Origin of the sequence: Treponema socranskii subsp. buccale, assembly GCF_024181585.1 — a bacterium.
In the GTDB taxonomy this organism is placed as follows: domain Bacteria; phylum Spirochaetota; class Spirochaetia; order Treponematales; family Treponemataceae; genus Treponema_D; species Treponema_D buccale.
In genome coordinates, this window is record NZ_CP054258.1 from 939,963 (window position 1) to 964,272 (window position 24,310).

22 protein-coding genes and 2 tRNA genes are annotated in these 24,310 nt (G+C 49.9%); 13 read left to right on the forward strand and 11 right to left on the reverse strand.

Going from position 1 to position 24,310, the window contains the following annotated elements; all coding sequences use genetic code 11:
* The first annotated feature begins 30 nt into the window (after positions 1-30).
* Together HRI97_RS04160 and HRI97_RS04165 are read left to right on the forward strand one after the other, a co-directional pair.
* A complete protein-coding gene (locus tag HRI97_RS04160) occupies positions 31-1,092 on the forward strand; it encodes a WD40 repeat domain-containing protein (protein ID WP_253726801.1) in 1,062 nt (353 codons plus the stop codon).
* Positions 1,093-1,102: 10 nt separating this feature from the next.
* Positions 1,103-1,978: a peptidoglycan DD-metalloendopeptidase family protein gene (locus tag HRI97_RS04165; protein WP_253726803.1), complete on the forward strand. Its 876-nt coding sequence runs from the start codon at positions 1,103-1,105 to the stop codon at positions 1,976-1,978.
* Between the two features lie 68 nt (positions 1,979-2,046).
* Here HRI97_RS04165 and HRI97_RS04170 read toward each other — a convergent pair whose 3' ends face one another.
* The 6 genes from HRI97_RS04170 to HRI97_RS04195 all read right to left on the reverse strand — a co-directional run bounded on the left by HRI97_RS04170 (position 2,047) and on the right by HRI97_RS04195 (position 7,631).
* Positions 2,047-2,838 (reverse strand): MetQ/NlpA family ABC transporter substrate-binding protein, encoded by a 792-nt coding sequence (locus tag HRI97_RS04170; RefSeq protein ID WP_253726805.1) that lies wholly within the window; start codon positions 2,836-2,838, stop codon positions 2,047-2,049.
* Between the two features lie 180 nt (positions 2,839-3,018).
* Complete coding sequence (mnmA, locus tag HRI97_RS04175; protein ID WP_253726807.1) at positions 3,019-4,194, reverse strand: tRNA 2-thiouridine(34) synthase MnmA; 1,176 nt, start codon at positions 4,192-4,194, stop codon at positions 3,019-3,021.
* A gap of 51 nt (positions 4,195-4,245) precedes the next feature.
* Positions 4,246-4,617, reverse strand: coding sequence for a DUF488 domain-containing protein (locus HRI97_RS04180; protein WP_253726809.1), 372 nt, complete (start codon positions 4,615-4,617; stop codon positions 4,246-4,248).
* Between the two features lie 305 nt (positions 4,618-4,922).
* Positions 4,923-4,995: transfer RNA gene (locus tag HRI97_RS04185), tRNA-Gly, on the reverse strand.
* A gap of 139 nt (positions 4,996-5,134) precedes the next feature.
* The gene (thrC, locus tag HRI97_RS04190) at positions 5,135-6,550 is read right to left on the reverse strand and encodes a threonine synthase (protein ID WP_253726811.1); all 1,416 of its coding nucleotides are present in this window, start codon (positions 6,548-6,550) and stop codon (positions 5,135-5,137) included.
* Between the two features lie 82 nt (positions 6,551-6,632).
* Positions 6,633-7,631 carry a hypothetical protein gene (locus HRI97_RS04195; RefSeq protein WP_253726813.1) on the reverse strand — a complete coding sequence of 333 codons (999 nt, stop codon included), beginning with the start codon at positions 7,629-7,631 and terminating at the stop codon, positions 6,633-6,635.
* A 622-nt stretch (positions 7,632-8,253) separates the two neighbouring features.
* Here HRI97_RS04195 and alr point away from each other — a divergent pair.
* Genes alr through HRI97_RS04210 form a run of 3 tightly spaced genes read left to right on the forward strand, consistent with a single transcriptional unit; the run spans position 8,254 to position 10,055 of the window.
* Positions 8,254-9,396: an alanine racemase gene (gene alr, locus HRI97_RS04200; RefSeq protein WP_253726815.1), complete on the forward strand. Its 1,143-nt coding sequence runs from the start codon at positions 8,254-8,256 to the stop codon at positions 9,394-9,396.
* 55 nt (positions 9,397-9,451) lie between these two features.
* Positions 9,452-9,751, forward strand: coding sequence for a BrnT family toxin (locus HRI97_RS04205; RefSeq protein WP_180485720.1), 300 nt, complete (start codon positions 9,452-9,454; stop codon positions 9,749-9,751).
* Positions 9,720-10,055, forward strand: coding sequence for a BrnA antitoxin family protein (locus tag HRI97_RS04210; RefSeq protein ID WP_016519678.1), 336 nt, complete (start codon positions 9,720-9,722; stop codon positions 10,053-10,055). Before HRI97_RS04205 ends, HRI97_RS04210 begins: the two co-directional genes overlap by 32 nt.
* Here the strand turns inward: HRI97_RS04210 and HRI97_RS04215 are convergent.
* Positions 10,052-11,383: a bifunctional folylpolyglutamate synthase/dihydrofolate synthase gene (locus HRI97_RS04215; protein WP_253726817.1), complete on the reverse strand. Its 1,332-nt coding sequence runs from the start codon at positions 11,381-11,383 to the stop codon at positions 10,052-10,054. The genes HRI97_RS04210 and HRI97_RS04215 overlap by 4 nt on opposite strands.
* Positions 11,384-11,486: 103 nt before the next feature.
* Here HRI97_RS04215 and HRI97_RS04220 point away from each other — a divergent pair, with 103 nt between their 5' ends.
* The 5 genes from HRI97_RS04220 (at position 11,487) to HRI97_RS04240 (ending at position 17,566) form a co-directional block, all read left to right on the forward strand.
* Entirely contained in the window at positions 11,487-12,467 is a 981-nt protein-coding gene (locus tag HRI97_RS04220; protein ID WP_253726819.1) for a glycosyltransferase family 2 protein, read from the forward strand.
* Between the two features lie 50 nt (positions 12,468-12,517).
* Complete coding sequence (locus HRI97_RS04225) at positions 12,518-14,308, forward strand: hypothetical protein (protein WP_253726821.1); 1,791 nt, start codon at positions 12,518-12,520, stop codon at positions 14,306-14,308.
* A 1-nt stretch (position 14,309) separates the two neighbouring features.
* Entirely contained in the window at positions 14,310-14,711 is a 402-nt protein-coding gene (locus HRI97_RS04230; protein WP_253726823.1) for a GtrA family protein, read from the forward strand.
* Between the two features lie 78 nt (positions 14,712-14,789).
* A complete protein-coding gene (locus tag HRI97_RS04235) occupies positions 14,790-16,814 on the forward strand; it encodes an aconitate hydratase (protein ID WP_253726825.1) in 2,025 nt (674 codons plus the stop codon).
* Between the two features lie 38 nt (positions 16,815-16,852).
* Positions 16,853-17,566: a late competence development ComFB family protein gene (locus HRI97_RS04240; RefSeq protein ID WP_253726827.1), complete on the forward strand. Its 714-nt coding sequence runs from the start codon at positions 16,853-16,855 to the stop codon at positions 17,564-17,566.
* Between the two features lie 105 nt (positions 17,567-17,671).
* Here the strand turns inward: HRI97_RS04240 and HRI97_RS04245 are convergent, their stop codons facing one another.
* The 4 genes from HRI97_RS04245 to HRI97_RS04260 all read right to left on the reverse strand — a co-directional run bounded on the left by HRI97_RS04245 (position 17,672) and on the right by HRI97_RS04260 (position 20,744).
* Entirely contained in the window at positions 17,672-18,322 is a 651-nt protein-coding gene (locus tag HRI97_RS04245; protein WP_253726829.1) for an L-fuculose-phosphate aldolase, read from the reverse strand.
* 28 nt (positions 18,323-18,350) lie between these two features.
* Entirely contained in the window at positions 18,351-19,403 is a 1,053-nt protein-coding gene (locus HRI97_RS04250; protein WP_253726831.1) for an S-methyl-5-thioribose-1-phosphate isomerase, read from the reverse strand.
* Entirely contained in the window at positions 19,400-20,638 is a 1,239-nt protein-coding gene (gene mtnK / locus HRI97_RS04255; RefSeq protein ID WP_253726832.1) for an S-methyl-5-thioribose kinase, read from the reverse strand. Before mtnK ends, HRI97_RS04250 begins: the two co-directional genes overlap by 4 nt.
* Positions 20,639-20,670: 32 nt before the next feature.
* Positions 20,671-20,744, reverse strand: a tRNA-Val gene (locus tag HRI97_RS04260).
* A 338-nt stretch (positions 20,745-21,082) separates the two neighbouring features.
* Between HRI97_RS04260 and HRI97_RS04265 the strand changes: the two genes are divergently transcribed.
* From HRI97_RS04265 to ybeY, 3 genes are read left to right on the forward strand one after another with little or no spacing between them, the layout of a single operon-like run.
* Positions 21,083-22,024, forward strand: coding sequence for a PhoH family protein (locus HRI97_RS04265; RefSeq protein ID WP_180485808.1), 942 nt, complete (start codon positions 21,083-21,085; stop codon positions 22,022-22,024).
* A complete protein-coding gene (locus tag HRI97_RS04270) occupies positions 22,002-23,738 on the forward strand; it encodes an HD family phosphohydrolase (protein WP_253726834.1) in 1,737 nt (578 codons plus the stop codon). Before HRI97_RS04265 ends, HRI97_RS04270 begins: the two co-directional genes overlap by 23 nt.
* Positions 23,739-23,776: 38 nt before the next feature.
* Positions 23,777-24,265 carry an rRNA maturation RNase YbeY gene (gene ybeY / locus HRI97_RS04275; RefSeq protein WP_253726836.1) on the forward strand — a complete coding sequence of 163 codons (489 nt, stop codon included), beginning with the start codon at positions 23,777-23,779 and terminating at the stop codon, positions 24,263-24,265.
* Positions 24,266-24,310 lie beyond the last annotated feature (45 nt).

Below are 24,310 nucleotides of genomic sequence, written 5' to 3' on the forward strand. Positions count from 1 at the left end.
TTTCCGTATTATTATAGCATATTTTCCATCATGAAACATAAAAAAGGTGCCGCTTTTTATGTCTTTTTGGGCATCGTATTCAGTATCGTATATATCATTTTAGCCGCCGAACCGCTTGCAAAAGAGCATCAGTTTATACCGCAATGGAAACTCGATGTGAACGCGCAAATGGAAAAGGCGGATGCCGCAGGCGAAAAGCCGCTGTATTTTAAACTCGGACAGACGATAGGATATTTTACCGAAAGCGGCAAGCTTTTATCGGTCGAAACGTTTCCGTTTAAAGCTGCGATTTCGGAACGATATTATGCTCCGTACAACACTTTCGGTTCGTCGATCGATTTTTTTACGCCCGACGGAGAAAAGGCCGGCACGATAACGGAAAGCGGATTTCCCCTCTTCGATAAAGACCGCATCTTCGTCTTTTTGGCAGGCGGCGCTTCGTTCGTCGAGTGCGATTCCGACGGAAAACGCAAGTGGGAATACAACGGCACGGTTCCGATCACCGCTTTCGATTCGTCGCCTTCCGGCTGCGTTGCGGGATTTGCCGACGGGACGGTGAGGCAATTTTCATCCGACGGAACGATGATTCAGAAATTCTCGCCCGGCGGAAGCGACTTTCAAGTGATCCTCGGCGCAGCCCTTTCTTCCGACGGTTCCATGATCGCATTGGTTGCGGGACAAAACCGTCAGCGTTTCGTGTTGATGAGAAAATACGATGCGCAAACGAAGATCGTCTTTCACGAATACATCGCGCAAAGCGACCCTCGCCAGCGTCTCGTCGAGTTCAGCAAAGACGGATCTACCGTGTGGTACAATTATAAAGACACGCTCGGCATCGTCGATACGAAGGGCGGCAAAGCCTCTCATCTTCCGATCCGAGGACAGGCGATTTCGCTTGAAGAGTGCGGCGATCTCGTGTTCGTGCTGACAAAAGACGATGCGCGATATACGGTATATGCAATTGAAAAATTCGACACGATGAGCGCCTCGTTTTCGTTTGAAGCGCAAACCGCATTTATCCGTACGGACGGCGAAAACCTCTTTGTCGGAAAAGATTCGACAATCTCTCGAATGACGATTATAAAAAATTAACGGGAAAACTATGAAGCGAAAATCGATATGTACCGTACCGCTGCTCGCACTGCTGCTCCTTGCAGCTTTGCCGCTTACTGCGTTCGACTGGCCGCAGGATGAAGTGATGTCGGATACGTTTTATTCGTATTTCGGACAGCTCCGCGGCGGCATAATCAGCACGTCTCTCATATTTGCCGATACGTCGGACATAAAAGCGGCCGACAACGGATATGTCGTTGCGATCATAAACGAATACGAAGACGATTCCGTATTTTTTCCGTCGGCGCTCGGAAACGCCGTCATACTCGCGCACGGAGACGATCTCATGACGGTATACGGGAATATCGACAAAGAAACGATCCCCGCTTCTCTCTACACGTCGGAAAAAGCGGTGACGGGAACCGTTTTCGGATCGAGCGGAAACGCCGGCTGGCAGCAGGGGCGTTCGAGCCTCGAATTTCAAACGATCGATACGGCAAGCGGCAACGCGGTAAATCCTCGCGTCCTCATGCCGAGAGTCGGTAAAGAACTTTCGCTTTCGCTTTCAGGTATCACGCTTGAGGGCAAGGATGTGCGCTACGATTTGCTTGTTCAGCGCACGCTGCCTGCAGGTTCGTACCGAGTGTACCGCCAGCGGCAAAGCGTTGCGATGCCGTATAAAACGCGCATCGTCGTAAACGGCATCGTCGCCGATGAAATCTCGTACGACCAGCTTATTCAAAACGGGGTCTCCGTCTATGCCGTCGGACGGAAAAATTATCCGAAAGAAGCGCTTTATCCCGATGCGCGCCTGCAGCTTTTGGGGGAGGCGACGCTCACTCCGGGAAAAAACACGCTCGGCATCGCTCTCACCGATATATTGGGGGAAGTGACGGCGACATCGTATTCTTTGACGATTTATTAAAACCGAAATAATTTATCAATAAATTTAAAAAGGCATCGAAAAACCGAAATCTTTCGATGCCTTCGATGTTAAAACACCGCGACGACTTCTCCGTTCGGATAATGTTCGGCTATGTAATCTTTTACCTTTTGGCTCGTCATCGCTTTGACAAGCGCTTTAATGCGTTCGTCGTTTTGTGAGCCGTCTTTGACGCAGAGTATATTGACATAGGGTGAATCCGCACCTTCGACGAGGAGTCCGTCTTTCGAAGCGGTGAGGCCGGCGGGAAGCGCGTAATTTCCGTTGATGACCGCAGCGTCGACGTCGTCGAGCGTGCGCGGAAGAGAGGCCGCTTCGATTTCGCGGAATTTGAGATTCAAGCGGTTTTCGATGATGTCGGCGGGAACGGCGGTGAGGCCGGCTTTATCGTCGAGTTTGATCAGTCCCTTTGACTGCAGCAAAAGCAACGCTCGTCCTTCGTTCGTCGGATCGTTCGGAATCGCGATTACCGCTCCGTTTTGCAGATCGTCCGCGCTTTTTATTTTGTGCGAATACAATGCGAGCGGTTCGATGTGGATGCCCGCAACGCTTACGAGATGAAAGCCGCGCTCTTTGTTGAACGACTCCATATACGGAAGATGCTGAAAATAATTCGCATCGATCTGTCCCGATTCGACCGCTTCGTTCGGCACGACGTAATCGGTGAATTCCTGCACTTTCAGCGTAATGCCTTCTTTTGCAAGATCGTCGACGAGCAGATTGAGGATCGCCGCGTGCGGTTCGGGCGTTGCACCGACCGTCAGCACTTTCGCTTCCGATTTTTTCGAGCAGCCGACCGATACCGCGGCGGCCGCTGCAATGGCTAAAATACTCTTTTTCATGATTTCTCCCATAAAAAATTGGGAAACTTCCGTTTTCGAAGTTTTCCCTAACCGTATGAAAATGAAGCACACCGGAACGCCGGTGTTGCCGATAGCGGCGACTATATATATTATTTCCTACTTTGTCAATAAGTTAAATGGCAATTCCAACCCGAAATCGCCCGCTCACATGCCTTTGTATCATATGCCTTTGTCGGCTCTGCGGATAATGCCGCCCCCTGCGATAACGCCGTCGATGTAGAGCACGGCGGACTGTCCCGGCGCTGCGGCGTGTGCGGTTTCCCGGAACGCGATGCGGTACGGCGTGCCGGCAAATGATTCCCCGTTTTGCGCCGTATAAGGTTCTACTCGTGCCCGTATCGGACGGGATGCGAGGCGGATCTTTACGAACGCGTCGAAGGGAGCGTTCGGTACGACATTGCCCGGCCACACAAAATCATCGGCGATGAGAGAACGTACATCCAAATCTTCGCTTCCCGAAAGGATAACGAGATTGTTTTCCGCGTCGATCGAATGGACGTACAGAGGCTTCACCGATGATACGCCGAGGCCCCGCCTTTGCCCTATTGTATAGTGTTCGATGCCGCGGTGACAGCCGAGCACGTGTCCGTCAAGATCGATGATGTCGCCCGGTATCGATTCTTTATCGGAAAACAACGCATCGAAATATTCGGGCGAGATGAAATCCTGGCTTTCGGCCTTTTCCGAAGCCGCGAGATTATTTTCCCTCGCGATACGAAACACATCTTTTTTTTCGATCTCCGCAAGCGGAAAGCGCACTTTTTCAAGCGTCGCCGACGGGATCCGATATAAAAAATACGTTTGATCCTTTGCGCTGTCGAGCGCGGTCGCAATCATTGCGGGTTTCGTATCGGTATGCCAAAGTCCCGCCTCCGGCCGCACGATGCGCGCATAGTGACCGGTACAAAAATAATCGTAGTCGATGCCCTGCTTTTGCACGCCTTCGAGCAGCGCGCCGAATTTAACAAAACTGTTGCAGCGGATGCACGGATTCGGCGTCCTGCCTGCGCGGTACTCCGCTTTAAAATAATCGACCACTTGTTTTTGATATTCGTCTTTTACGTCTATGACGCGATAAGGAATGCCGTTTTCATTACAGAATTTTTCACACGCCGCTATATCTTCCGATTTATCGGTACCGTAACAGGAAGAACGCAGTTTTTTTCCGTCGGGCAGTTCGGGTACATCGCCTTTCCACAGCGACATCGTCACTCCGATGACGTTGCAGCCTTTTTGCTTGAGAAGCAGGGCTGTAACCGTCGAATCGACACCGCCTGAAAGACCAACGACGACAGTATCGCCCGCTTCAGGCAGTTTTTGCGCAATAAAATTCATATCGGCAGTGTAGCGAAAAAAGCGGATTTATAAAAGTGCGCGCATTTTATATTATTGTTTAATTTTTTGTAAAATCCAATCGCGAAGCACGACAGCGTTATTGTTTTCACTATCCTTTGCGCCGTAGAGCAACGTTACGTTTTTCGTTTTAAGCTTTTGTGCGCATTCGAGTGCAAATTGTTTCGCTTCATCGTTTTTTGCAAGCTCCTTTTTGTATGCGGCACGAAATGCCGGAAATTTTTCCGGTTCGTGATTGAAATCTTTGCGTATTTCGTTCGACGGCGCGATATCTTTGAACCAGCCGTCTATGGCGGCGTCTTCTTTTTTCAGTCCTCGCGGCCACAGGCGATCTACGAGACAGCGCTCTCCGTCGTCGTCCGCAGCCGGAAGATATACCCGTTTTATAAGTAATTTTCCTTTCATAGTTAGCTCCAATAAAACTTTTGCAGGAAATTAGAGCCTTCGGCTCGTTCTGCAAAGAACTGATTCTACGTGTCCGCTTTCGCAGACTTCGAATCAATTTCCGAAAAAGTTTATAACCGTGCGTATTTACATAAGAATATCATTTATTGCGGAGTTCCGCAATGTGTTTATTTTTATACCGGTCACGTTCTATGCCGTCTTTTCGCGGCGCCTGCCGCGCGGCACTGTGCCTTCGACTCCCTTTGCTTGCTAGATATGTATTCGGTAAAAAAAACTGACTTGAAAAGTTTCAAATCAGTCTCCTAAGCGGTAGAAGGGAGTCGAACCCTCGTCTCCAGCTTGGAAGGCTGGGGTAATGAGCCGTTATACGACTACCGCAAAAGCGACACCACTATATCGAAAACGGCGGAATGTGTCAACGGCGCGTATTGATTATGTGTGCCGAATCGTCACCGATACTGCAGGACAACATTTCGTCTGTACTCTGCGGCGCTTCACTCCGCAAAAGCCTCGTCTCTTACGCCAAATGAGATGTGAGCCACGATTTGAACGCTTCGTAATCGTTTTCCATCGGGACGGCGTTGTCGGGGAGCTGCATCACTTGCATGAGCCTGTCGGGCATGGGAGGCTCTCTTCCGCAGGCTTCGGCGACGACCTTGCTGAACTTTGCGGGATCGGCCGTTTCGAGGATGATACCGATGCTCTTTTTTTCAGTGACGAAGCGCGCCCAATCGGGGACGTTCGGTGTAAGGCCGGGCTTTTCGCTTGAGCCTTTGATGCCGCCCATGAGATTTTGCATGGAGCCGCTTTTGATGTCGTCCCACGCTTTCCATGCGATAGCTCCGTGCGGATCGGTGATATAGCCCGTTTTTGCGTGGCACGATCGGACGGCGTTCATGATGCCGTTGTTGTCGAGCCAGTACGACGCAAAGAGACTTCGCACTTCTTCGAGCGAATACATTGCGGCGATGCGCTCGTAATTGCTCGGCGCACCGACATCCATCGCGTTTGCGTAGGTTTCGACGGACGCACGGGCGCGGTATTCTCCTGTGGCGATCCAGTCGGGTACGGTGTGATTCGTATTTGTCGCGGCGATGAAACCGGTGATCGGCGCTCCCATTTCGCGCGCGATGAGTCCCGACGTGAGATTTCCGAAATTGCCCGACGGGACGGACATGATGACGGCAGGGTCGTCGATTTTGCTGTCGAGCTTTGCCCGATCGCGAGAAGCGAGAGAAGCGTACATATAATAAAAACTCTGCGGCAAAAGGCGCGCGATGTTTATCGAATTTGCGGAAGAGAGCCGGAAATCTTTTCGCAATTCGGCATCGGTAAAGGCTTTTTTGACGAGCTTTTGGCAATCGTCGAAAGTACCGCGCACTTTGAGCGCTCGCACGTTTCCGGTAAAGGTTGAAAGCTGTTTTTCCTGCAGGGCGCTCACTTTTCCTTCGGGGTAGAGGATCGTCACGTCGAGACCCGCCACATTGTGGAATGCGCTTCCCACGGCGCTTCCCGTATCGCCCGAAGTCGCGACGAGGATATGAAGCGTACCCTTTTCGGTTTTATTAAAAAACGACATGACACGCGCCATAAAGCGGGCGCCGAAATCTTTAAACGCGCACGTCGGTCCGTGAAAGAGTTCGAGTACATAGGTAATCGAATCGAGAGGTATGAATTTCGGCGAAAACGGATACGCGTCTTCGATAATGCCTTTGAGTTCGTCGTCCGGTATTTCACCTTCGACGTAAGGTTTTGCCATATTGAATGCGATATCGCGGAAACACGGGGCGGGCGTTTTATTGATAAGCGCCCGATCGATGTGCGGAAACGCTTCGGGCATATAGAGACCGCCGGTTAAGGGATTCATGCCGCTCATGACGGCGGTTCGAAAATCGGTTTTTATGCTTGCGTCTCGCGTATCGGTGTATTTCATACCATCTCCTTCCGAAAATTAATAATTACCGTAAGCACATTTTTTATTGGGTCATGGTTTTAAAACGCGACATTCAATACCGTTACATTCCGTAGAGTATCGCGTGCACCGTTTGCGATGCGATTTTTTTACGGCACGCTTCCGCGGCGAGATATTGCGATGTCCCCGATTCCGATGCCGTCTGCCGCGTTTTATACAACACTTCGCCGTTTTTCATATTGACGCATACGACGTCCGCGACGAGGGTACACACATACGCACCGTTATCCTGTCGTTGTAAAGGAGCGGCAAATTTTATCGAACCCGATACCATAAAGCTCGCCGAATCGCCGACGATGGCGCGCGTCGCTTTGTAAAGAGCGTCGATGTTTCGGTTCAGATAATTCGGAGAGGGGATGGGAGAGTTTCCCGATCGGACGCCGGAATTGATAAAGTCTCTCAGAATGTAACGCGAATTGGTAAGCGCGCGGTCTTTTTCATCGAAATCGAACACGTAGAGGATACCGCTTTTTTTTACCAAGTCGGTACGGACTTTGAAGGGCGCCGTAACGCTTACGGCACGGGCGGCTTCGACGGTTTCGGGGTTCGAATTGACGGGCGTCGGATAAAAACTTACGACTTCGTCGAACGATGAAGTCGGTACGGCGGGCATAAACTCAATCCGTCCGTTTTCGTCGGTCGTCAAAACGGTTGTGTCGTAGACGATCGAATCGTCCGTACGCGATGCGGGGTACGAAACGGTGATCGGTATGCCGGAAACTTCTTTTCCGTCAGCGTCTTTTACGAGGAGCGTATATGCTGAAAGAAAAGGGGTGTGTTTTACGGTTTGCTTCGGAAAAGAAACGACATTTAACGCGATGCCGGAAATTTTCGCTAAAAATTCGTTTTGTTCGATGACGTCGGGGCTCGGCGTTTCCTGTGCTTCGATCGGAGTTTCGACCGCCGCTTCCGCGGCCGGTGCGGGAAGCTGTTTGCCCGCCGATTTTGCGCCTTTGCCCGATGCATGCGCGCTCGATAAAAACGCCGAAAAAAGCAATGCCGCCAAAGTGACCGGACGGCGCCTGTTCTTTAAACTAATCATACGATACCTTGCTGAAATTATTAATTTAAAAATCGAATGCACAATACATCTGAAAACCGACGTTTTCGGACAGTTTCGCTCCCTATAATGACAGTATATCGTTTTTTCGAAAAAATCTCAAGTTTCCATGATTTGGATTTTAAGCAGGGAGTTGAAAAACGGCCAAGCCGTTTTTCTCTCATAGGAGACGCGAAAAAATCCTGCGCGGGGAACTTCGCGCTCCGCGCTCGTTGCAAGTTGCGCGGGGAACTTCGCGCTCCGCGCTCGTTGCAAGTTGCGCGGGGAACTTCGCGCTTCGCGCTCGTTGCAAGTGGCGCACTGCTCGGAATTTATTTTTGAAGTCTGGAGTGGAAAAACGGCCAAGCCGTTTTTCTCTCATAGGAGACGCGAAAAAATCCTGCGCGGGGAACTTCGCGCTTCGCGCTCGTTGCAAGTTGCGCGGGGAACTTCGCGCTCCGCGCTCGTTGCAAGTCGCGCACTGCTCGGAATTTATTTTTGAAGTCTGGAGTGGAAAAACGGCCAAGCCGTTTTTCTCTCATAGGAGACGCGAAAAAATCCTGCGCACTGCTCGGATTTTTTCGCTCTTGCCCAAAAGGCGCTGTCTATCTAAAATAGGCGTACTATGAGAAGTACGCGGGCGGTCGTTTATAAAAACAATTTGATACACAATCTTTCCGTCGTTAAATCTTTTCTTAAAAACGATGTGAAAATCTGCGCTGCGGTAAAAGCGAACGGCTACGGTTCGGGTGCGGTTTTTGCCGCAAAGACGGCGCTCGCTTGCGGTGCATCCTTTTGTGCGGTCGCGACCGTAGACGAAGGGATCGAACTCCGCGAAAGCGGCATCGCCTCTCCGATTTTACTTTTAAGTCTGTGTACGCCGGATGAAATGAAAGACGCCGTTTTGTATAAGCTTACCCCTCTCGTGTGCGACGAAGCGTATGCGGAACTTTTCAATGTCGCTGCCGGAAAATACGCTTCGGGAAAATTTTCCGTGCACATTGCAGTCGATACCGGTATGCGCCGCATCGGATGTTCCGTCGATGAAGCTTCGCGTTTTGCAAAGCGCATCGTAAACTTGCCGCACCTTACACTCGGAGGTGTGTGTACGCATTTTTCTTCGGCGGATGAAACGGATGATGAAGCAAGGCGGTATACGGACGATCAATTTTCGCATTTTATGCGCGCCGTCAAATCGATCGAAGACGAAGGCATCGATCCGGGCATCCGGCACTGCGCGGCGTCTGCGGCGCTGCTCGATCGGCCGGAAATGCAGCTCGATATGGTGCGGCCGGGAATCGCCATGTACGGCTATTTTGACGGGAGTATCGACGGCGCTTACTGTGCCGAGCGGGGAAAGCCGTGTACGCTTGAGCCCGTGATGGCTCTTGAAAGCGAAGTCGTTGCGATCAAATCGATAAAAAAAGGGGAGGCGGTTTCGTATAACCGCACGTGGACTGCCGAATGCGATACCGCCGTCGCAACGCTTCCGATCGGTTACGCCGACGGATTGCCGCGGAGCTTGTCTCCCGGTTTGTGCGTTGCGATCAACGGAAAAAATTATCCCGTCGTCGGGCGCATCTGTATGGATCAATGTATGGTCGATGTCGGCTCAGGTGGAGTGCATCGCTGGGATAAAGCCGTCATATTCGGCCCTGAAAATTCCGGCGCGCTGCAAACGGCGGCGGACATCGCAAAGGCTTCCGGCACGATTTCGTATGAGATTTTGACGGGCATCGCAAAGCGCGTGCCTCGCACGGAAGTGTAGCGCGGAAAATCTTGTTTGCGTACACGATTATGGTGTATACTGATAGCGGCAGAGGATGCGGAAGGTGTTATCATTTGAGTGGGATCCGGATAAAGAAAAGCGCAATATTGAAAAACATAACGGGATCTCGTTCCGAATAGCGGTTAAAGTTTTTTCCGACAACAAACGTATTGAAAAATATGATTCACAGCATTCAACATTCGATGAAGAGAGATGGGATGTAATCGGTATGGTTGATGATATTCTTTTTGTTGTTTATACGGAAGTGGATGAAAATAGAGTCAGAATTATTTCTGCGCGCCTTGCGGAAAAGGAGGAAATCGATGAATACTTTAATAACTATGACGCTCGATGAAGTGAAAAAAAATCCGCTTACCGAAGAAGAAAAGAATGTTATCCGCCGCGCAGCAGCTCAGGTTCGTGCCGGTACTGCAGAAGACGATCCTGATTGCCCGAAGCAGACAAAAGAGGAACTCGCAAAATTTCGTCCATGGTATGAAGTTCATCCCGAATGGCGCGAAGCGAAAAAAACGGAAATTCATTTGCAGATCGATACCGATGTTCTCGAATGGTACAAATCGCAGGGCAGGGAATACCAAACAAAGATGAATGACGTTTTGCGTGCTCATGCGTTTTTACAAAGACGCGCGGAACATTAACAAAAATGCATAACGCGCTTCGCATCGGCGGCGAGGTAAAAAGAGCCTGAAACGAGCAGGACGGCGGGAGCCGCTTCGGCTTCTTTAAATGCGCTTCGTACCGCTTTTTCAAAATCGCTTTCACAGGTAAACGAAAGGCCGGCATTTTTACAGGCGGCCTCTGCGCGTTCTATGTCGCCGTGTTTTGTAAACCCCGGTTTTGTCAGCGTAATCGAATGAAATGTGCCGCGAAAAAGACGGGCAATCGCTTCGGCGTTTTTGTCGGCTGCAAGCGCAAAAAGCAGCCGGCGAGGGCGGGACGGGAAGAGTGCGGTAAGGACTGAAAGCGTATTTTGCATGCTCGAAACCGTATGCGCTCCGTCAAAGACGACGACGGCATTGCGGTACGGCACGATTTCAAAGCGGGCGGGAAGGCTTGCCTTTGCGAGTCCCTTTTCGATAAGGGCTTCGTCGAGCGAGGGAAGCGCCGTTTTTACCGCGAGGGCGGCTTGGGCTGCGTTTTGCGCCTGTACCGGACCGAGCATGTGCAGCGTTGTTTGCACGGGGCGGGAAAACAGCGGACTTTCGAAACATAGATTCAGGCGGTAATCATTCGTGTAAGAAATTTCTCGAAATCGTATCATATCGTCTACAAAAGTGCACGGCGCAGCGAGGCTTCGGGCGGTTTTTTGAAATACTCGGTAGACAGAATGCGTCGCTTGGTGCGAAACGATGACGGGAACGAAAGGTTTTATGATGCCCGCTTTTTCGGCGGCGATTTTTTCAAGCGTGTCGCCGAGGTATTCGGTGTGCTCGAGTTCGATCGGCGTGATGCAGCAGAGTTTCGGCGTGACGACGTTTGTCGCGTCGAGCCTGCCGCCCAATCCGACTTCAAATACGTTCCAATCGGTGCGCGCGCGGCGAAAGCACAAAAACGCGTAGAGCGTCGCAAGTTCGAACCATGTAACGGGGCGCGGGATTTTTTTTTCGGTTTCTGCCGACTGTACCGCATGCATCAGTTCCGCTGCTGCGCCTTCGTATACGGCATCGTCGAAAAAGCCGTCGGGGCGTGAGATGCGTTCACGAAAATCGAGTACGTGCGGAGACGTATACAGGCCGACGGAAAAACCCGCTTCCTGTAAAATGCATGCGATCATCTTTGAAACCGAACCTTTGCCCTTTGAACCGGCGACGTGAAAGCACGGAGATGAGGCTTCCGGATGTCCGAGCCGTTCGCAAAAAAAACGCATCGTGTCGAGCCAAAACATATTTTTTTGCGGAAGCTTTTCGAAATTGATAAAAGAATCGAGCCATCTTTCAAAGCTGCGCGTCGCGGAGGAATTTTCCATGACGGCGAGTATAGCACGGATTCGCTTCTAAGTGCAGGGGCAAACGCTGCGTATCATTGACATATATATATATATATATATATATATACTCATATGCAGTACCATGAAAAAAATGACGTTGGCGTTTGTACTGCCTTGTTATAATGAAGAAGCCGCTCTTCCGAAAACCGCCGATGCGTTAAAACAAAAACTTGCAGCCCTTAAAGCCGACGACCGATTTAAATCGATTGCGTTTTATAAAGTTTATTTTGTCGACGACGGTTCATCCGATAATACGTGGCATATCATTCAAAATCTCGCAGCTGAAGATCCGACTTTTTGCGGTGTAAAGCTTGCTGCAAACAGAGGACATCAAAATGCACTGTTGGCGGGGCTTATGACCGCAAAAGAAAAAGCCGATGCGGTTATTTCAATGGATGCGGATTTGCAGGATGATATAAACGCCGCCGATGAAATGATTTTAAAATTTCTTGACGGGGCGGATATCGTATACGGCGTACGATCGGAACGGAAACGGGATACGTTTTTCAAACGATTTACCGCCGAAAGTTTTTACAGGTTTTTACGCTTTTTTTCGGACAATCCTAAAAATATTATTTTCAATCATGCCGATTACCGCCTGATGAGCCGCCGTGCATTGTACGGTTTATCGGAATACACGGAAGTAAACCTTTATCTTCGCGGAATCATTCCTTCTATCGGCTATCGTCAGGATTCGGTTTACTACGGACGGAACGAGCGCGTTGCCGGTGTCAGTAAGTATCCGCTGAAAAAGATGATAGCCTTTGCGGTACAGGGGATTACGTCTCTTTCAGTAAAGCCGATGCGGATAATCACTGCACTCGGATTTTTTATCTTTTTGGCGAGCATCGGAATGCTCATCTATTTTTTAATTCGGCACTTTACCGGCAAAACGATCGTCGGCTGGTCGTCGCTTGCCGTTTCGATTTGGGCTATCGGCGGCTTGATTCAAATGTCGATCGGTGTACTCGGCGAATACATCGGAAAAATCTATTTGGAAACGAAGCGTCGTCCGCGCTATATTATTGAAACCGTGCTTGACGACAGCAAAACGGAAATATAAAGGGAGCAAACGGAAATGAACGCTTTTTCGAAAAAAAAGATGTAACGCTTTTGATCGTATCGACGGCGGCTTTTATCGCAAGCGTCGTTGTGATCGCATATTCCCCGCAGATTTTTACATTTATTCAAAACCTTATCGAAACGAAAGTTTTGCATCGACCGTTGAATCCTGCAATGATCCGTCAGAAAATTACGCCGTTCATCGGATTTCCCGTTTTTACGGTTATTTTTTTCGATGCTTTGTTTTTTGTTAAATTTTCAAAAAAAACGAAAATAATTTTGATCGTGCAGTTTTTTATCGCAGCGGCGTTTTTGACGGCAGTCTGCGCTTTTTCGCGCTGCATACAAAACATGGACAGCGATATGGCCTCGGAAATCATGCTTGCAAAAGAATGTTTTACGCATAAAACATTTTGGCCGCGCTCGTGGTATTATTCAACCGAATTCCGCCTTTTAAACACACAGCTTATCGCAGCACCCCTGTTTGCATTTACGTCGAGTTGGATTACGGTAAAAGTCGTTTCCGCGATTATCCTCTGTTTTGCGCTGCCGCTTTCGCTGTGGTTTTTGCTCGGAACGCTCGGCGTAAAAACTCTGTGGATAAAGCTTTTGTGTACGCTGTTTGTTTTTGTACCTTGGTCGCGTGTGATGTGGGGGATGGTACAATTCGGAAATTATTATATTCCGCATATTGCGATGAGCTTTGTTTACATAGGATTCTTTTTATCGCTCGCATATTCGGAGCTTTCGGAAAAAAAACGAAAAACGTTTTGCATACTGTTTTTCGCGCTTGCCTTTATTTCAGGTGCGTCCGGTATACGATACGTTTTGAATTTCCAGCTTCCGATTGCCGTTGCAATCCTCTCTTGTGCCGTTTATCGTCTTGTCAACAAAAAGGAATCGTTCGCTTTTTCCCGTTTTTTTATAAAAGACAGACCGGTATTTTATGCCGTCATGAATATTTTTGTAAGCGCTTTCGGATATATCGTGAACTCGTCGGTGCTTTCAAAATTATTTTATTTTTTGAAATATAACGATAAAAAGTTTAATGCGATCGGTGACGTAAACTTTTCCGATGTGTATCGTGCAGTATTCGAAATCTTCGGTTATCATAGCGATGCCCTTGTGTTCGGCCCTGCGGGGATAAACAATGTCATGCTCTATATCGCGTTTATCTTCTTCATCGTCTGTTTTATCGTCTGCATAAAAAAATACGAATCTGCCCATAAGCGATTTTTCTTTATCATAACGGCGGTTATGATCGTTTTGAATTCGTTTGCGATAATTCATATCGAATACGGCGAACGATATTTTATTCCGTCTCTTGTGTATTGTGTGCCGTGTTTTGCACTGTTTCTCGAAAGTCAAACCCTTTCCGTGCTGAAAAAATACCTTGTCGGTCTGTCGCTTTCCGTTGTCCTCATTGCGGGAGCATTCATTACCTATATCGATATTTTGACTTCCGACGGAAATAGTGATAAGCGTGCGGTGTGCCGCTTTCTCGATGACAACTACGATTTCGGCTACGCGACGTTTTGGAATGCGAATATCTTTACGATGATGACGGACGGCAGACTTGAATTCGGAAATCTGTATCCCGATACGATAGACGGCGTCGATTATATTCCGGAAAAATTTCAATGTCATTTATGGTTGACGCCGAAGCGTTTTTATCGCGATGATTACAAATCGGATGAACCGATTTTTTTCCTTGTAACTCAAAAAGAATATGCCGACTCGCCGAAACGGACTGTATTTAAAAACGGCAGACAGGTTTATTCGGACGATTTTTATCGCGTATTCGAATTCGAAAATAAAAAAGCGTTTATCGACGGATTTTAATATGCTCGATAAAAAATTTTCCCAGCCGATAAAATTCATCATCGTCGGAATCGTGAATACAGCCGTCGGCTGGGCAGTGATGTTCGTGTTGTATAATGCGTTTCATGCCGGCTATTGGCTGTCGTCGGCTGCAAATTATATCGTCGGCAGCGTTTGCAGTTTTTTTTTGAATAAATATTTTACGTTCCGTTCAAAACGTTTGAATGTAAAAGAAGCGCTGCGTTTTGTGCTGTGTATCGCTTTTTGTTATGCCGTCAGCTACGGTATCGCGCGTCCCGCAATTCGCCTGCTTTTTTCTCCGTATGCAAAACAGATACAGGATAACGCCGCGATGGTTTTGGGGAGTATCGTTTTTACCGCGATGAATTTTTTCGGACAAAAATATGTCGTTTTTAAAAAGTGATGACGAAAATTCCCGCGCGTTGAAAAGAAGTACGAAATTTGCTAAAATACGTCCCGTGTAAAACATCGAGGTAACGCTATGTCCTTAACGCTCACGGAAAAATTATTGCAGGCACACATCATTCCCGACGCATGTCCCGACACGAAATTCGTACCGGGAGAGCCGATACGGAGAGGAGACGATATCGCGATCCGCATCGATCAAACATTGACGCAGGATGCGACGGGAACGATGACTTATCTCCAATTCGAAACGATCGGCGTCCCCCGCGTCAAAACGGAACTCTCCGTTTCTTACGTCGATCACAACACGCTGCAAACCGATTTTAAAAATATGGACGATCACCGTTATCTGCAGAGCGTTGCCGAAAAATACGGCCTTTATTTTTCACGGCCGGGAAACGGCATCTGTCATCAAGTACACCTCGAACGTTTCGGAAAGCCGGGTAAAACGCTGCTCGGCAGCGACAGCCACACGCCGACCGGCGGCGGTATCGGTATGATCGCGATCGGAGCGGGCGGACTCGACGTCGCCGTCGCAATGGGCGGCGGCGCCTTTCACTTGGCGATGCCGAAAGTCTTCGGCGTACAGCTCACCGGCTGCCTTCGCAAAGGCGTCAGCGCAAAAGACATCATCCTCGAAGTGCTGAGGCGTGAAACGGTAAAAGGAGGAGTCGGCGCGGTTTACGAATATTTCGGGTCGGGCGTCGAAACGCTCACCGTTCCGCAGCGCGCGACGATTACGAATATGGGTGCGGAACTCGGCGCAACCTGTTCTATTTTCCCGTCGGACGCAAAGACGAAAACCTTTCTCGCGTCGATGGGGAGGGCAAAAGACTGGACGAAACTGGAAGCCGACATCGGCGCCGAATACGATAAAATCATTCAAATCGATTTGACAAAACTGTCGGCGCTCGCCGCTCAGCCGCATTCTCCGGATGCCGTCACTGCGGTAAAAAATCTTTCGGGCAAAGCGGTAACGCAGGTCGTCATCGGTTCGTGTACGAACAGTTCCCTCGACGATTTGGAAACGGTCGCTGCGATCGTCAAAGGCAAACACATAGCGCCGGGAGTCGAAGCGGGCATAGCGCCGGGAAGCCGGGCGACGCTCATGATGGCGGAAAAAGCGGGTATACTCGGCACGCTCATCGAAGCGGGCTTCCGCATCCTTGAAAGCGCGTGCGGTCCGTGCATCGGTATGGGCTTTGCGCCGAACAGCGAAGGGGTATCGCTTCGCACGTTCAACCGCAATTTTAAAGGCAGAAGCGGAACGGCCGATGCAAAGGTTTACCTTGTTTCCCCCGAAACGGCCGCCGCATCCGCGGTTACGGGCGTCGTCACCGAAGCCGAAACGCTTTCGTATACCGACCGCGCATACGTGCGCTCTCGCCGCGTGAGTCTTCTCGACGGAAACGACGCCCGGCTCGATGCAAAAATTATTAAAAAAGCTGCGAAAGACGAAGGCATGCTCATCCCGCCGCTCCCGCAGGAAAAAGCGGAAAAAGTCGAAGTTATCCGCGGACCGAATATCAAAAAATGTCCGCCCTGTCCGCCGTGCGCGTCGTCCCTCAAATTGCCGGTGCTGCTGAAAGCGGGCGACAATATTTCGACCGACGATATCATGCCGGCGGGAACGAAAGTGCTTCCGTTCCGTTCGAATATCCCCGAGATAAGCAAATTCACTTTTTCGCGCATCGATGAAACTTTTTACGACCGTGCGGAGCGAATGCGTTTTGCCGGCTGTTTTATCGTCGCAGGCGAAAATTACGGACAGGGGTCTTCACGCGAACATGCAGCTCTCGGCCCGATGTATCTCGGCGTGCGTGCGGTCATCGCAAAAAGCTTTGCGCGCATTCATAAAGCGAATCTCGTAAACTACGGTATCATTCCTATCGAATTTGCAAACCCCGCCGATTATGAAGCGATCGGGCAAAACGATGTGCTTGAAATCGGAAATATCGCCGAAGCGCTGAAGACGGGATGTCCGTTCGAAATATCCGTCAACGGAAAAAAAATCGGCGGTACGAACGAGCTTGCCAAGCGCAGCCGCTTAATCCTGCTTGCCGGAGGACTCGCATCCTATACCCGTAAGGGCGGAAATTAATATTAATAAAATACGATTTTTGAAAGTGCGGGAGAAATATGAAAGTTCACAACGTAATGGAAGAATTGATAACAACGCGCGTCAATCTCATGTACGAGCGGCTCAATGAGGCGAAACCCTCATGGTTTACCTGCGACTGCGAAGATTGCCGGCTCGATGTCGTAAGTTATGTACTCAATCGCATTCCTCCGCGCTATGTCGTTTCGGGCAGGGGCGTCGTGCATACGATGAAGCTTGTTCCGACGCCGCAGATAAAAGCGGATATCGATGCGCTTGTCATAGAAGCCGTACGCGCAATCAATTCGACCAAGCGTCCGTATCACAAAGACGTCGCACCGAATGCACATTCGGAAAAGCATGAGATTTCGTTCAATTTCCCGATTTTTTCAGGAAGCGTTTTCGACGGCGCGTCTTTCGAGCCGCTTATCGACTGTACGATCACGCTTAAATACGGTGAGGACAACGCGGATATGATCGACAAAACGTGGTCGAATCCGTGCAAAACATACGCAGCGACAAACGGATCGTATTCATTTTGGGTTAAACCTTTTAAAGCGGACAAAGTCGGCGAAAGCAAATACTTTACGTTTACGGTGGCAGTTGCCGCAAAGGGGTATACGCCTGCAAGTCACGCGTTCAGTATTCCGCTTATAAGCGAAGCGGAACAGCGTAACGAAGCGAGTACCGCTTATTCACTGAAAATACAGGATCTGTTTTTATTTCGAAGCGATGTAAAAAATCCTATGGAGTGATCGGAAAACGCCGGTTAGGACGAAAGCGTCCGTACCGCGCGTTTCCCGCGTCCGTTTTTGTCCGGTTCCGTTCGAAAGTTTTCGTTTTCGGACAGAGCTTTGAATCTATCCGTTTTTTACCTGTCCGTAGTTTTTAAATTTTTCGATTACCCGCTCCATTTCGTCATCCGGCAGCACGAAGGGTTTTCCCGCGCACATCGCCCGGTACTGCACTTCGGCACAAAATTCCATACCCCGCGCCAAACCGAAGGCCGAAGCTAAATCTTTTCCGACGGCGAGCATACCGTGATTTGCCAAAAGAAGTGCGTCGCTTTTTCCGATCGCGTCTTTTGCAGCTTTTGCCAATTCGGTCGTGCCGAAGGTTCGGTACGGAGCGCAAGGAACTTCCGGAGCACCCGCATCCGCGACGACATAGTGCACCGCGCGGATGGGCTCACGGAGACATGCAAGTACGGTGCAGTACATCGAATGCGTGTGCACGACCGCCCTCGCTTCGGGTTTTACCTCGTACATCGCCGCATGCAGCGCCCATTCGCTCGACGGCTTTCTGTCCCCTTCGACGGTTTTTCCGTCCAAGCCGACTACGACGATGTCGCTTTCTTTCGTATCGAAATACGGAATCCCCGACGGACTGATGATCATGAGTTTTTTTTTCGGATCGAAAATACTTATATTTCCGCTCGTTCCCGATGTGAGATGCTCCGTAATCAAACGCTTACCGAAGTCGACGATGGCTTTGCGCTCTTTGTCATACATATGGCATCTCCTCCGTGCACCTTTTTCATCAATAATATTCATCGACCTTTGTGTCGAAATATTCGTTCAGCGTATAGGGCGTAAAGACGCCTTTATCGGTGACGACGCCGCTTATCAAATGCGGAGGCGTGATGTCGAACGAAGGGTAGATCCCTTTGACGCCCGGAAGCGTATTCGCCTTTCCGCCCGAACTCAGCACGAGGGACGGGTCTCTCTCTTCGATGACGATATCGCGCATCGTCATTTTATCCGCGTCCGGTATGCCCGTCACGAAATACGGGATGCCGAAGTGCTTTGCCAAAATCGCGATTTGAAACGTGCCGATTTTATTTGCAATGTGACCGTCGCGGGCGATGGTGTCTGCCGCCGACGTAAAGACGTCGATGCCTTTTTTTTGCATCGCGTAGGCGACCATATTGTCCGTGATGACCGTCGTATCGAAACCCATTTCATAACAGCAGCTCGACGTAAGGCGCGCACCCTGCAGATACGGCCGCGTTTCCGCGCAGTAGAGTTTCAACGCATTGCCGCTTTTTTTCGCCGCACGCAGCATCATACCGACGATCGTTTCGCCGAAACACTGCGTAAGCACCGTTCCGCCTTTCGGAAAAAGAGAAGCGAGGTATTCGCCGACTTTTTCCATCGTACCGTAGCGGCGCTCAAGCGAATCGATTGTCCGCTCGAAGATCGCCTCACACACGTTTTTTCCGGCCGCAAGAGCGCTTTCGGCCGCTTTGAGGCAGCCATCCGTGACGATACTCATCCTGTTTGCCGTCGTCGGTCTTGCATGCGATATGTCGTGCGCCGCTTGGCGCAAAAACTCGAGCTGAGAAGCGGCGCTTTTATTTTTTACTTCGTAAGCCGCGAGCGCCATACCCATACCTGCCGCCGTATAGGGGCCTGCGCTCTGCGTAACCATATCGGCGATCGCCTGTGCAACTTCCCGATACGAAGCGCATTCGACGAATTTTATTTCCGTAGGATAGATGCGTCTGTCCAATATGCGTACTTTTCCGTTTTCGTACCACGCGACGTTTTCGTATCTCAGCAAAAAGGGCAAGTCGAAATCACACCGCTTCATAGTTCACCTCGTTTCGCGCAGCTGAAGATATCGTTTGCCGCCTGCACAAGATCGCTTCCCGATTTCATATCCTCCGTCCGCTTTATAAAGATTTTTCCGAGCAGGATGAGACTCCTCTCGAGCGGTACTTTCAGCGCTATATCCGTCACGGAAGTCACTTCCGACACTTTCGCATCCCCGACAACTCTTCTGATGATTTCCGTCCCCGCATAGCCTGCCGAATCGGCAAGCACGCCTTCCGTATACGCATTTTTAAAGCGCTCGTTTTTATACAGAGGGAATTCGACAAGCTCATCGTATTTTTTTTCAAACTTCGTTTTGAACGAATCGAAAACGTCCGCAATCGTCTTTTGCAGCCACGATAAAAATTCCGCATTTTCAGGCTTCGTCCAATACGCGTTCGCATACGCGAAAAAGAGATTTCCGATGACGTTTCCGACATCGTAGCCCATAGGTCCGTAAAACGCGAATTCCGGATCGATGACTTTTATGCCGTCATCGTTTACGAAAATGGAACCGGTATGCAAGTCTCCGTGAACGAGCGCCTGCGCGTGATTCATAAAATCGTCCCTGAGTCGCGCGACGCACGCGTGCAGCGCTTTGTCCTCGTACAACGCTTTTTCGACAAAGCTTGCGTTTTCCGGTATGACGACGTTCCGCTTTTTATAATCCCAGTACGGTTCGGTAAATACCAAATCTTCGGAAATATCGCAGAGTTCGGGATTCGTAAAAAGCTTGACGCGCTCTTTTTTTTCAGCCCTTCCGATAACCAAATCCGTCGTCGGAAGCAGGGTATCCGCAAGAAAGGTCGAAAGCTCATCGCTCAATGCCGAAAAGATTTTCCCCGCGGCAAGCTCTTTGCGCAAATTCTTATACGCCGAAATGTCTTCCATGGCTAGTGCGAACATCGCTTCGTCGTAGTGATAGATTTCGGGCACGAAGCCGGGCGCAAGCGATTTTTCGATTTTCAAAATCTCCGCTTCGATTTTGTTTCGGTGCATATCGAGCGGACGTCCGGATGAGCGGAGCAGGGTATCCGCCTGTTTTATAACGAGGGACTTGCCGCTCGTTTTACCGAACACTTTGAACACATAGTTGATATTGCCGTCGCCGATTTCAGAGCAGCCGAGCTCTTCGTCCGCGTCAAAATAGCCGAGTTTGTCCCTCGCATATTCGATTGCCGTCCGTACGTCGAGTAAAAAATGTTTTGCGTATTTTTCTTTATCTGACATCATTGAAACGCGTGCGCCGATGCGCGGAGTGTGTTTGGACGATGAGGGATTCGGACCCCCGACACCCTGGGTGTAAACCAGGTACTCTAACCGGCTGAGCTAATCGTCCGCGTATTTTTTGAGTATAAAGAAATATTCAGGCGCTGTCAACTTAGCGCTTATCGCTTATCGCATGTTCTATTGCTCGGATTTGCTCTTTTAAGTCCGGAGGCGAAAAACTCCTGCGGCGTTTTTCTTTTATCAATACGCTCGCGATTTCTCCGCACTGCTCGAAATCGCTCTGTAAGTCGAAAGGCGAAAAACGGCCGAGCCGTTTTTCTTTTATCAACACGCGCGCAAATCCTCCGCATTGCTCGGATTTGCGCGCTCTTGCATAAATTATCCTCTGCCTTTATAATTTTATACAATATTTGACGGTGGTGATCGGAGAGCGGGTGTTGGAGGGTTGTGGACAGCGCTTATACGATAGTCGTGCCGGATGCCGATGTTTTGTCCTGCGTCTGCGGTACGAACGACAGCAATTTGAAACTCATCGAAGAGCATTTGGGCGTGCCGGTGTTTACGCGGGGGAATGAGCTTTCCGTAGATGAAGAGGATCCTGTCGTCCGCGAGAAATTCCGCTTTATTATCGACAGGATTCTCGACGAAATAGAAAGCGGCGACGAAGACGGTAAAAACATCATCGCGTCCGTTTTAAATACGCAGCCGCACCTCGATATTTCGCGCTGTGCGATTTCGATCCCCGGAGGTTTCAGGAAAATCTATCCGCGTTCGGACAATCAGGCGCGCTATATCGATATGCTCCGCTCGTTCGACATGGTCATCTGCACGGGAGCCGCGGGCAGCGGCAAAACCTTTCTCGCCGTCGCCGAAGCGCTGAAAATGCTCCTTTCCCACAATACATCGAAACTCGTCGTGACGCGTCCCGTCGTTGAAGCCGGAGAAAGCCTCGGCTATCTGCCCGGCGATTTGGAACAAAAGCTCAATCCCTATCTGCGTCCGTTTTACGACGCTATGGAATCACTCGTACCGCGCGAAACGGTGAGGCGTCTTGTCGAATCGGGCGCGGTCGAAACGGCGCCGCTTGCGTATATGCGCGGGCGGACGCTCGAAGCGAGCGTGGTCATCCTCGATGAAGCGCAAAACACGACTCGCGAACAGATGAAGATGTTTTTGACACGCATGGGCGAAAACACGAAAGTGTTTGTAACCGGCGACATCACGCAGATCGATCTGCCGCGCCGCACGGAAAGCGGGCTCGTTCACGCGCTCGGATTATTAAAATCGATTCCGGAAATCGGAACGATGAAGCTGACGGCGGACGACGTGATCCGCGCTCAGCTCGTAAAAAAGATAGTAAAGGCGTATGAAGATGAAGAAAGACAATGACAATCGCGGTTTTGCGGCGGTATGTACCGAATATATTAAAAAGCATTGGCGCGTTATCCTTTTGATCGTCGCCGGCTATATCGCCGTTTCCGCTCTCAATTTCGTAAACATTGCAACGAGCCAGACGATTGCGTCGTTTTCACTCGACGATTTTGAAATAGGGCAGATCGCCGACCGCGATATCATAGCCCCTCGAAATATTTCGGCGACGTTCGATAACCCTATCGTGATTCAAAAAGGCGAGCGGATCATCCACAAGGGATTTGCGATCGAGCAGGAAAATTACGACAAACTCCGAAAGCTCGCCGAATCGCCCGCATATTTCGATTACCGCAAATTCCTCAACAACGAATTGTTTTTGCTTGTGCTCGGCGTCGTGTGGTTTTTGCTGTTCGCCTTCCTTCCGTTCGGCAGAAAAATCCTTTTAAACGAACTGGTGCTGCAAGTCGTTTTTTTCCTGCTCATCTATGCCGCCGCCGCGTTTGCGCTTAAAACGGCTTCCTTTTCCTCACCGTATATGCTGCCGGTGATCATCCCGTCGGCATTCTGTACGCTGCTCGTTGCGATTTTGTACGGTCAGCTTCCTTCGGTGTTGTTTTGCGTTCTCGCCGCGTTCGGTGTATACAATGCAGCTGGCTGGGCGCTCATTCCGTTTTTGTACACGATACTTTCATGTCTTGCGGCGGCGAATATCGTGCGGCGAATCGAGCGGCGGATCGACATGGTCGTCGCGTCTCTTTTGCTTGCCCTCGTCGATATCGTGTGCATGATCGTGCTCATCGTCATCGACAACGAAAGCTTTCAGCAAATGCCGGTCGCTCTCGCGGGCGCCGCATTCAACGGATTTATCTCCGGCATTCTCGCGCTCGGTTTTTTGACTCCGCTTGAATTGCTGTTGAATACCGCATCGGTATTCCGTCTCATGGATTTAAGCGATCTCAACAATCCGACGATGCGCCGGCTCATGCTCACCGCGAGCGGCACCTATACGCATTCGCTCATGGTCGCGCAGCTTGCCGAAAGCGCGTGCCGCGAAATCGGTGCAAATTCGCTTGTCGCCCGCGTCGGCGCGTATTATCACGACATCGGCAAAATGGATCAAAGCGAATACTTCGTCGAAAACCAAACGGGTACGAATAAGCACGACGATATCAATCCTTCCCTTTCCGTTGCCGTCATCAAAAGCCATGTAAAGCGCGGCGTCGAAAAAGCGCACCAACTGCACTTGCCGCAGCAGATCATCGACATCATCGCAGAGCATCACGGAAACAGCGTCATTTCATATTTTTACAATGCGGCAAAAGAAAAGGATCCGAACGTCAGTCCAGAAGAATTCCGTTATACCGGTACTCCTCCGACGACCCGTGAAAGCGCCGTCGTCATGCTCGCCGATACCGTCGAAGCCGCATGCCGCACGCTTGAAAACCCGTCCGCATCGCGCCTCGATAAATTCATTCAAACGCTGTTCAACGCCAAAGTCGAGCACGGTCAGCTCGACAACTGCGATTTGACGTTCCGCGATATGGCAAAGATAAAGGGCGCTTTCGTTCAACTGCTCGCAGGCTACTATCACAACAGAATCGAATACCCGAATCAAAAAAATCCCGACGACGATAAAAATGACGGCAGAGAAAACAAAACTTCCGCCGGAAAGGACGATAAAAAAGGGGACGATAAGATAAACGATAAAAAAGAAGAAAAAAAAGCAAGGTGATAAAAAGAATGATAAAAAATCGGATGCGGAAAAATCGAATGGCTGACAGGGTCGTCGTTACCGTTCCCGAAAATACCGCGCTTCCGTCATGGATTGAAAACGTCGCACCCTTTACGCAAAAGGCGCTCGATGTGCTCGGTTTTTCAGGGGAGGAGATTTCGATTTTGCTGTGCGACGATGCGTATATGTCGTTTCTCAACAAAACATACCGCGGCATCGAAGGAGCGACCGATGTGCTTTCGTTTGAAAACGGCGCTTCATATATCGACGAGGAAGGCGTGACATGGAAGTGCGCGGGCGATATCGCGATCAGTCTCGACACGCTTTCGAAAAATGCGGCCGCGTTCGAGACGGATGAAGACTCTGAGCTCAAGCGTCTCATCGTACACGGTCTTTTGCATTTAAACGGATACGATCACGGAAAAGAGCATATCGAAGCGGGTAAAGCTCCCGAATGCGATATGCTCGTCATACAGGAACAGGCGCTTGCGAAATTGTGCGGCGAAAAAATAATCGGGAACCTCTGAACACTTCGGTTTTTAGAGGTTCTTTGAAAATGCGGTAAGGTGGTA

Bases quoted from the DNA above. Each gene is read 5' to 3' on its own strand.
- HRI97_RS04160 (WP_253726801.1), top strand. From the start codon at position 31: ATGAAACATAAAAAAGGTGCCGCTTTTTATGTCTTTTTGGGCATCGTA.
- HRI97_RS04165 (WP_253726803.1), top strand. From the start codon at position 1,103: ATGAAGCGAAAATCGATATGTACCGTACCGCTGCTCGCACTGCTGCTC.
- HRI97_RS04170 (WP_253726805.1), bottom strand. From the start codon at position 2,838: ATGAAAAAGAGTATTTTAGCCATTGCAGCGGCCGCCGCGGTATCGGTC.
- mnmA (WP_253726807.1), bottom strand. From the start codon at position 4,194: ATGAATTTTATTGCGCAAAAACTGCCTGAAGCGGGCGATACTGTCGTC.
- HRI97_RS04180 (WP_253726809.1), bottom strand. From the start codon at position 4,617: ATGAAAGGAAAATTACTTATAAAACGGGTATATCTTCCGGCTGCGGAC.
- thrC (WP_253726811.1), bottom strand. From the start codon at position 6,550: ATGAAATACACCGATACGCGAGACGCAAGCATAAAAACCGATTTTCGA.
- HRI97_RS04195 (WP_253726813.1), bottom strand. From the start codon at position 7,631: ATGATTAGTTTAAAGAACAGGCGCCGTCCGGTCACTTTGGCGGCATTG.
- alr (WP_253726815.1), top strand. From the start codon at position 8,254: ATGAGAAGTACGCGGGCGGTCGTTTATAAAAACAATTTGATACACAAT.
- HRI97_RS04205 (WP_180485720.1), top strand. From the start codon at position 9,452: ATGCGGAAGGTGTTATCATTTGAGTGGGATCCGGATAAAGAAAAGCGC.
- HRI97_RS04210 (WP_016519678.1), top strand. From the start codon at position 9,720: ATGAATACTTTAATAACTATGACGCTCGATGAAGTGAAAAAAAATCCG.
- HRI97_RS04215 (WP_253726817.1), bottom strand. From the start codon at position 11,383: ATGGAAAATTCCTCCGCGACGCGCAGCTTTGAAAGATGGCTCGATTCT.
- HRI97_RS04220 (WP_253726819.1), top strand. From the start codon at position 11,487: ATGAAAAAAATGACGTTGGCGTTTGTACTGCCTTGTTATAATGAAGAA.
- HRI97_RS04230 (WP_253726823.1), top strand. From the start codon at position 14,310: ATGCTCGATAAAAAATTTTCCCAGCCGATAAAATTCATCATCGTCGGA.
- HRI97_RS04235 (WP_253726825.1), top strand. From the start codon at position 14,790: ATGTCCTTAACGCTCACGGAAAAATTATTGCAGGCACACATCATTCCC.
- HRI97_RS04240 (WP_253726827.1), top strand. From the start codon at position 16,853: ATGAAAGTTCACAACGTAATGGAAGAATTGATAACAACGCGCGTCAAT.
- HRI97_RS04245 (WP_253726829.1), bottom strand. From the start codon at position 18,322: ATGTATGACAAAGAGCGCAAAGCCATCGTCGACTTCGGTAAGCGTTTG.
- HRI97_RS04250 (WP_253726831.1), bottom strand. From the start codon at position 19,403: ATGAAGCGGTGTGATTTCGACTTGCCCTTTTTGCTGAGATACGAAAAC.
- mtnK (WP_253726832.1), bottom strand. From the start codon at position 20,638: ATGATGTCAGATAAAGAAAAATACGCAAAACATTTTTTACTCGACGTA.
- HRI97_RS04270 (WP_253726834.1), top strand. From the start codon at position 22,002: ATGAAGATGAAGAAAGACAATGACAATCGCGGTTTTGCGGCGGTATGT.
- ybeY (WP_253726836.1), top strand. From the start codon at position 23,777: ATGGCTGACAGGGTCGTCGTTACCGTTCCCGAAAATACCGCGCTTCCG.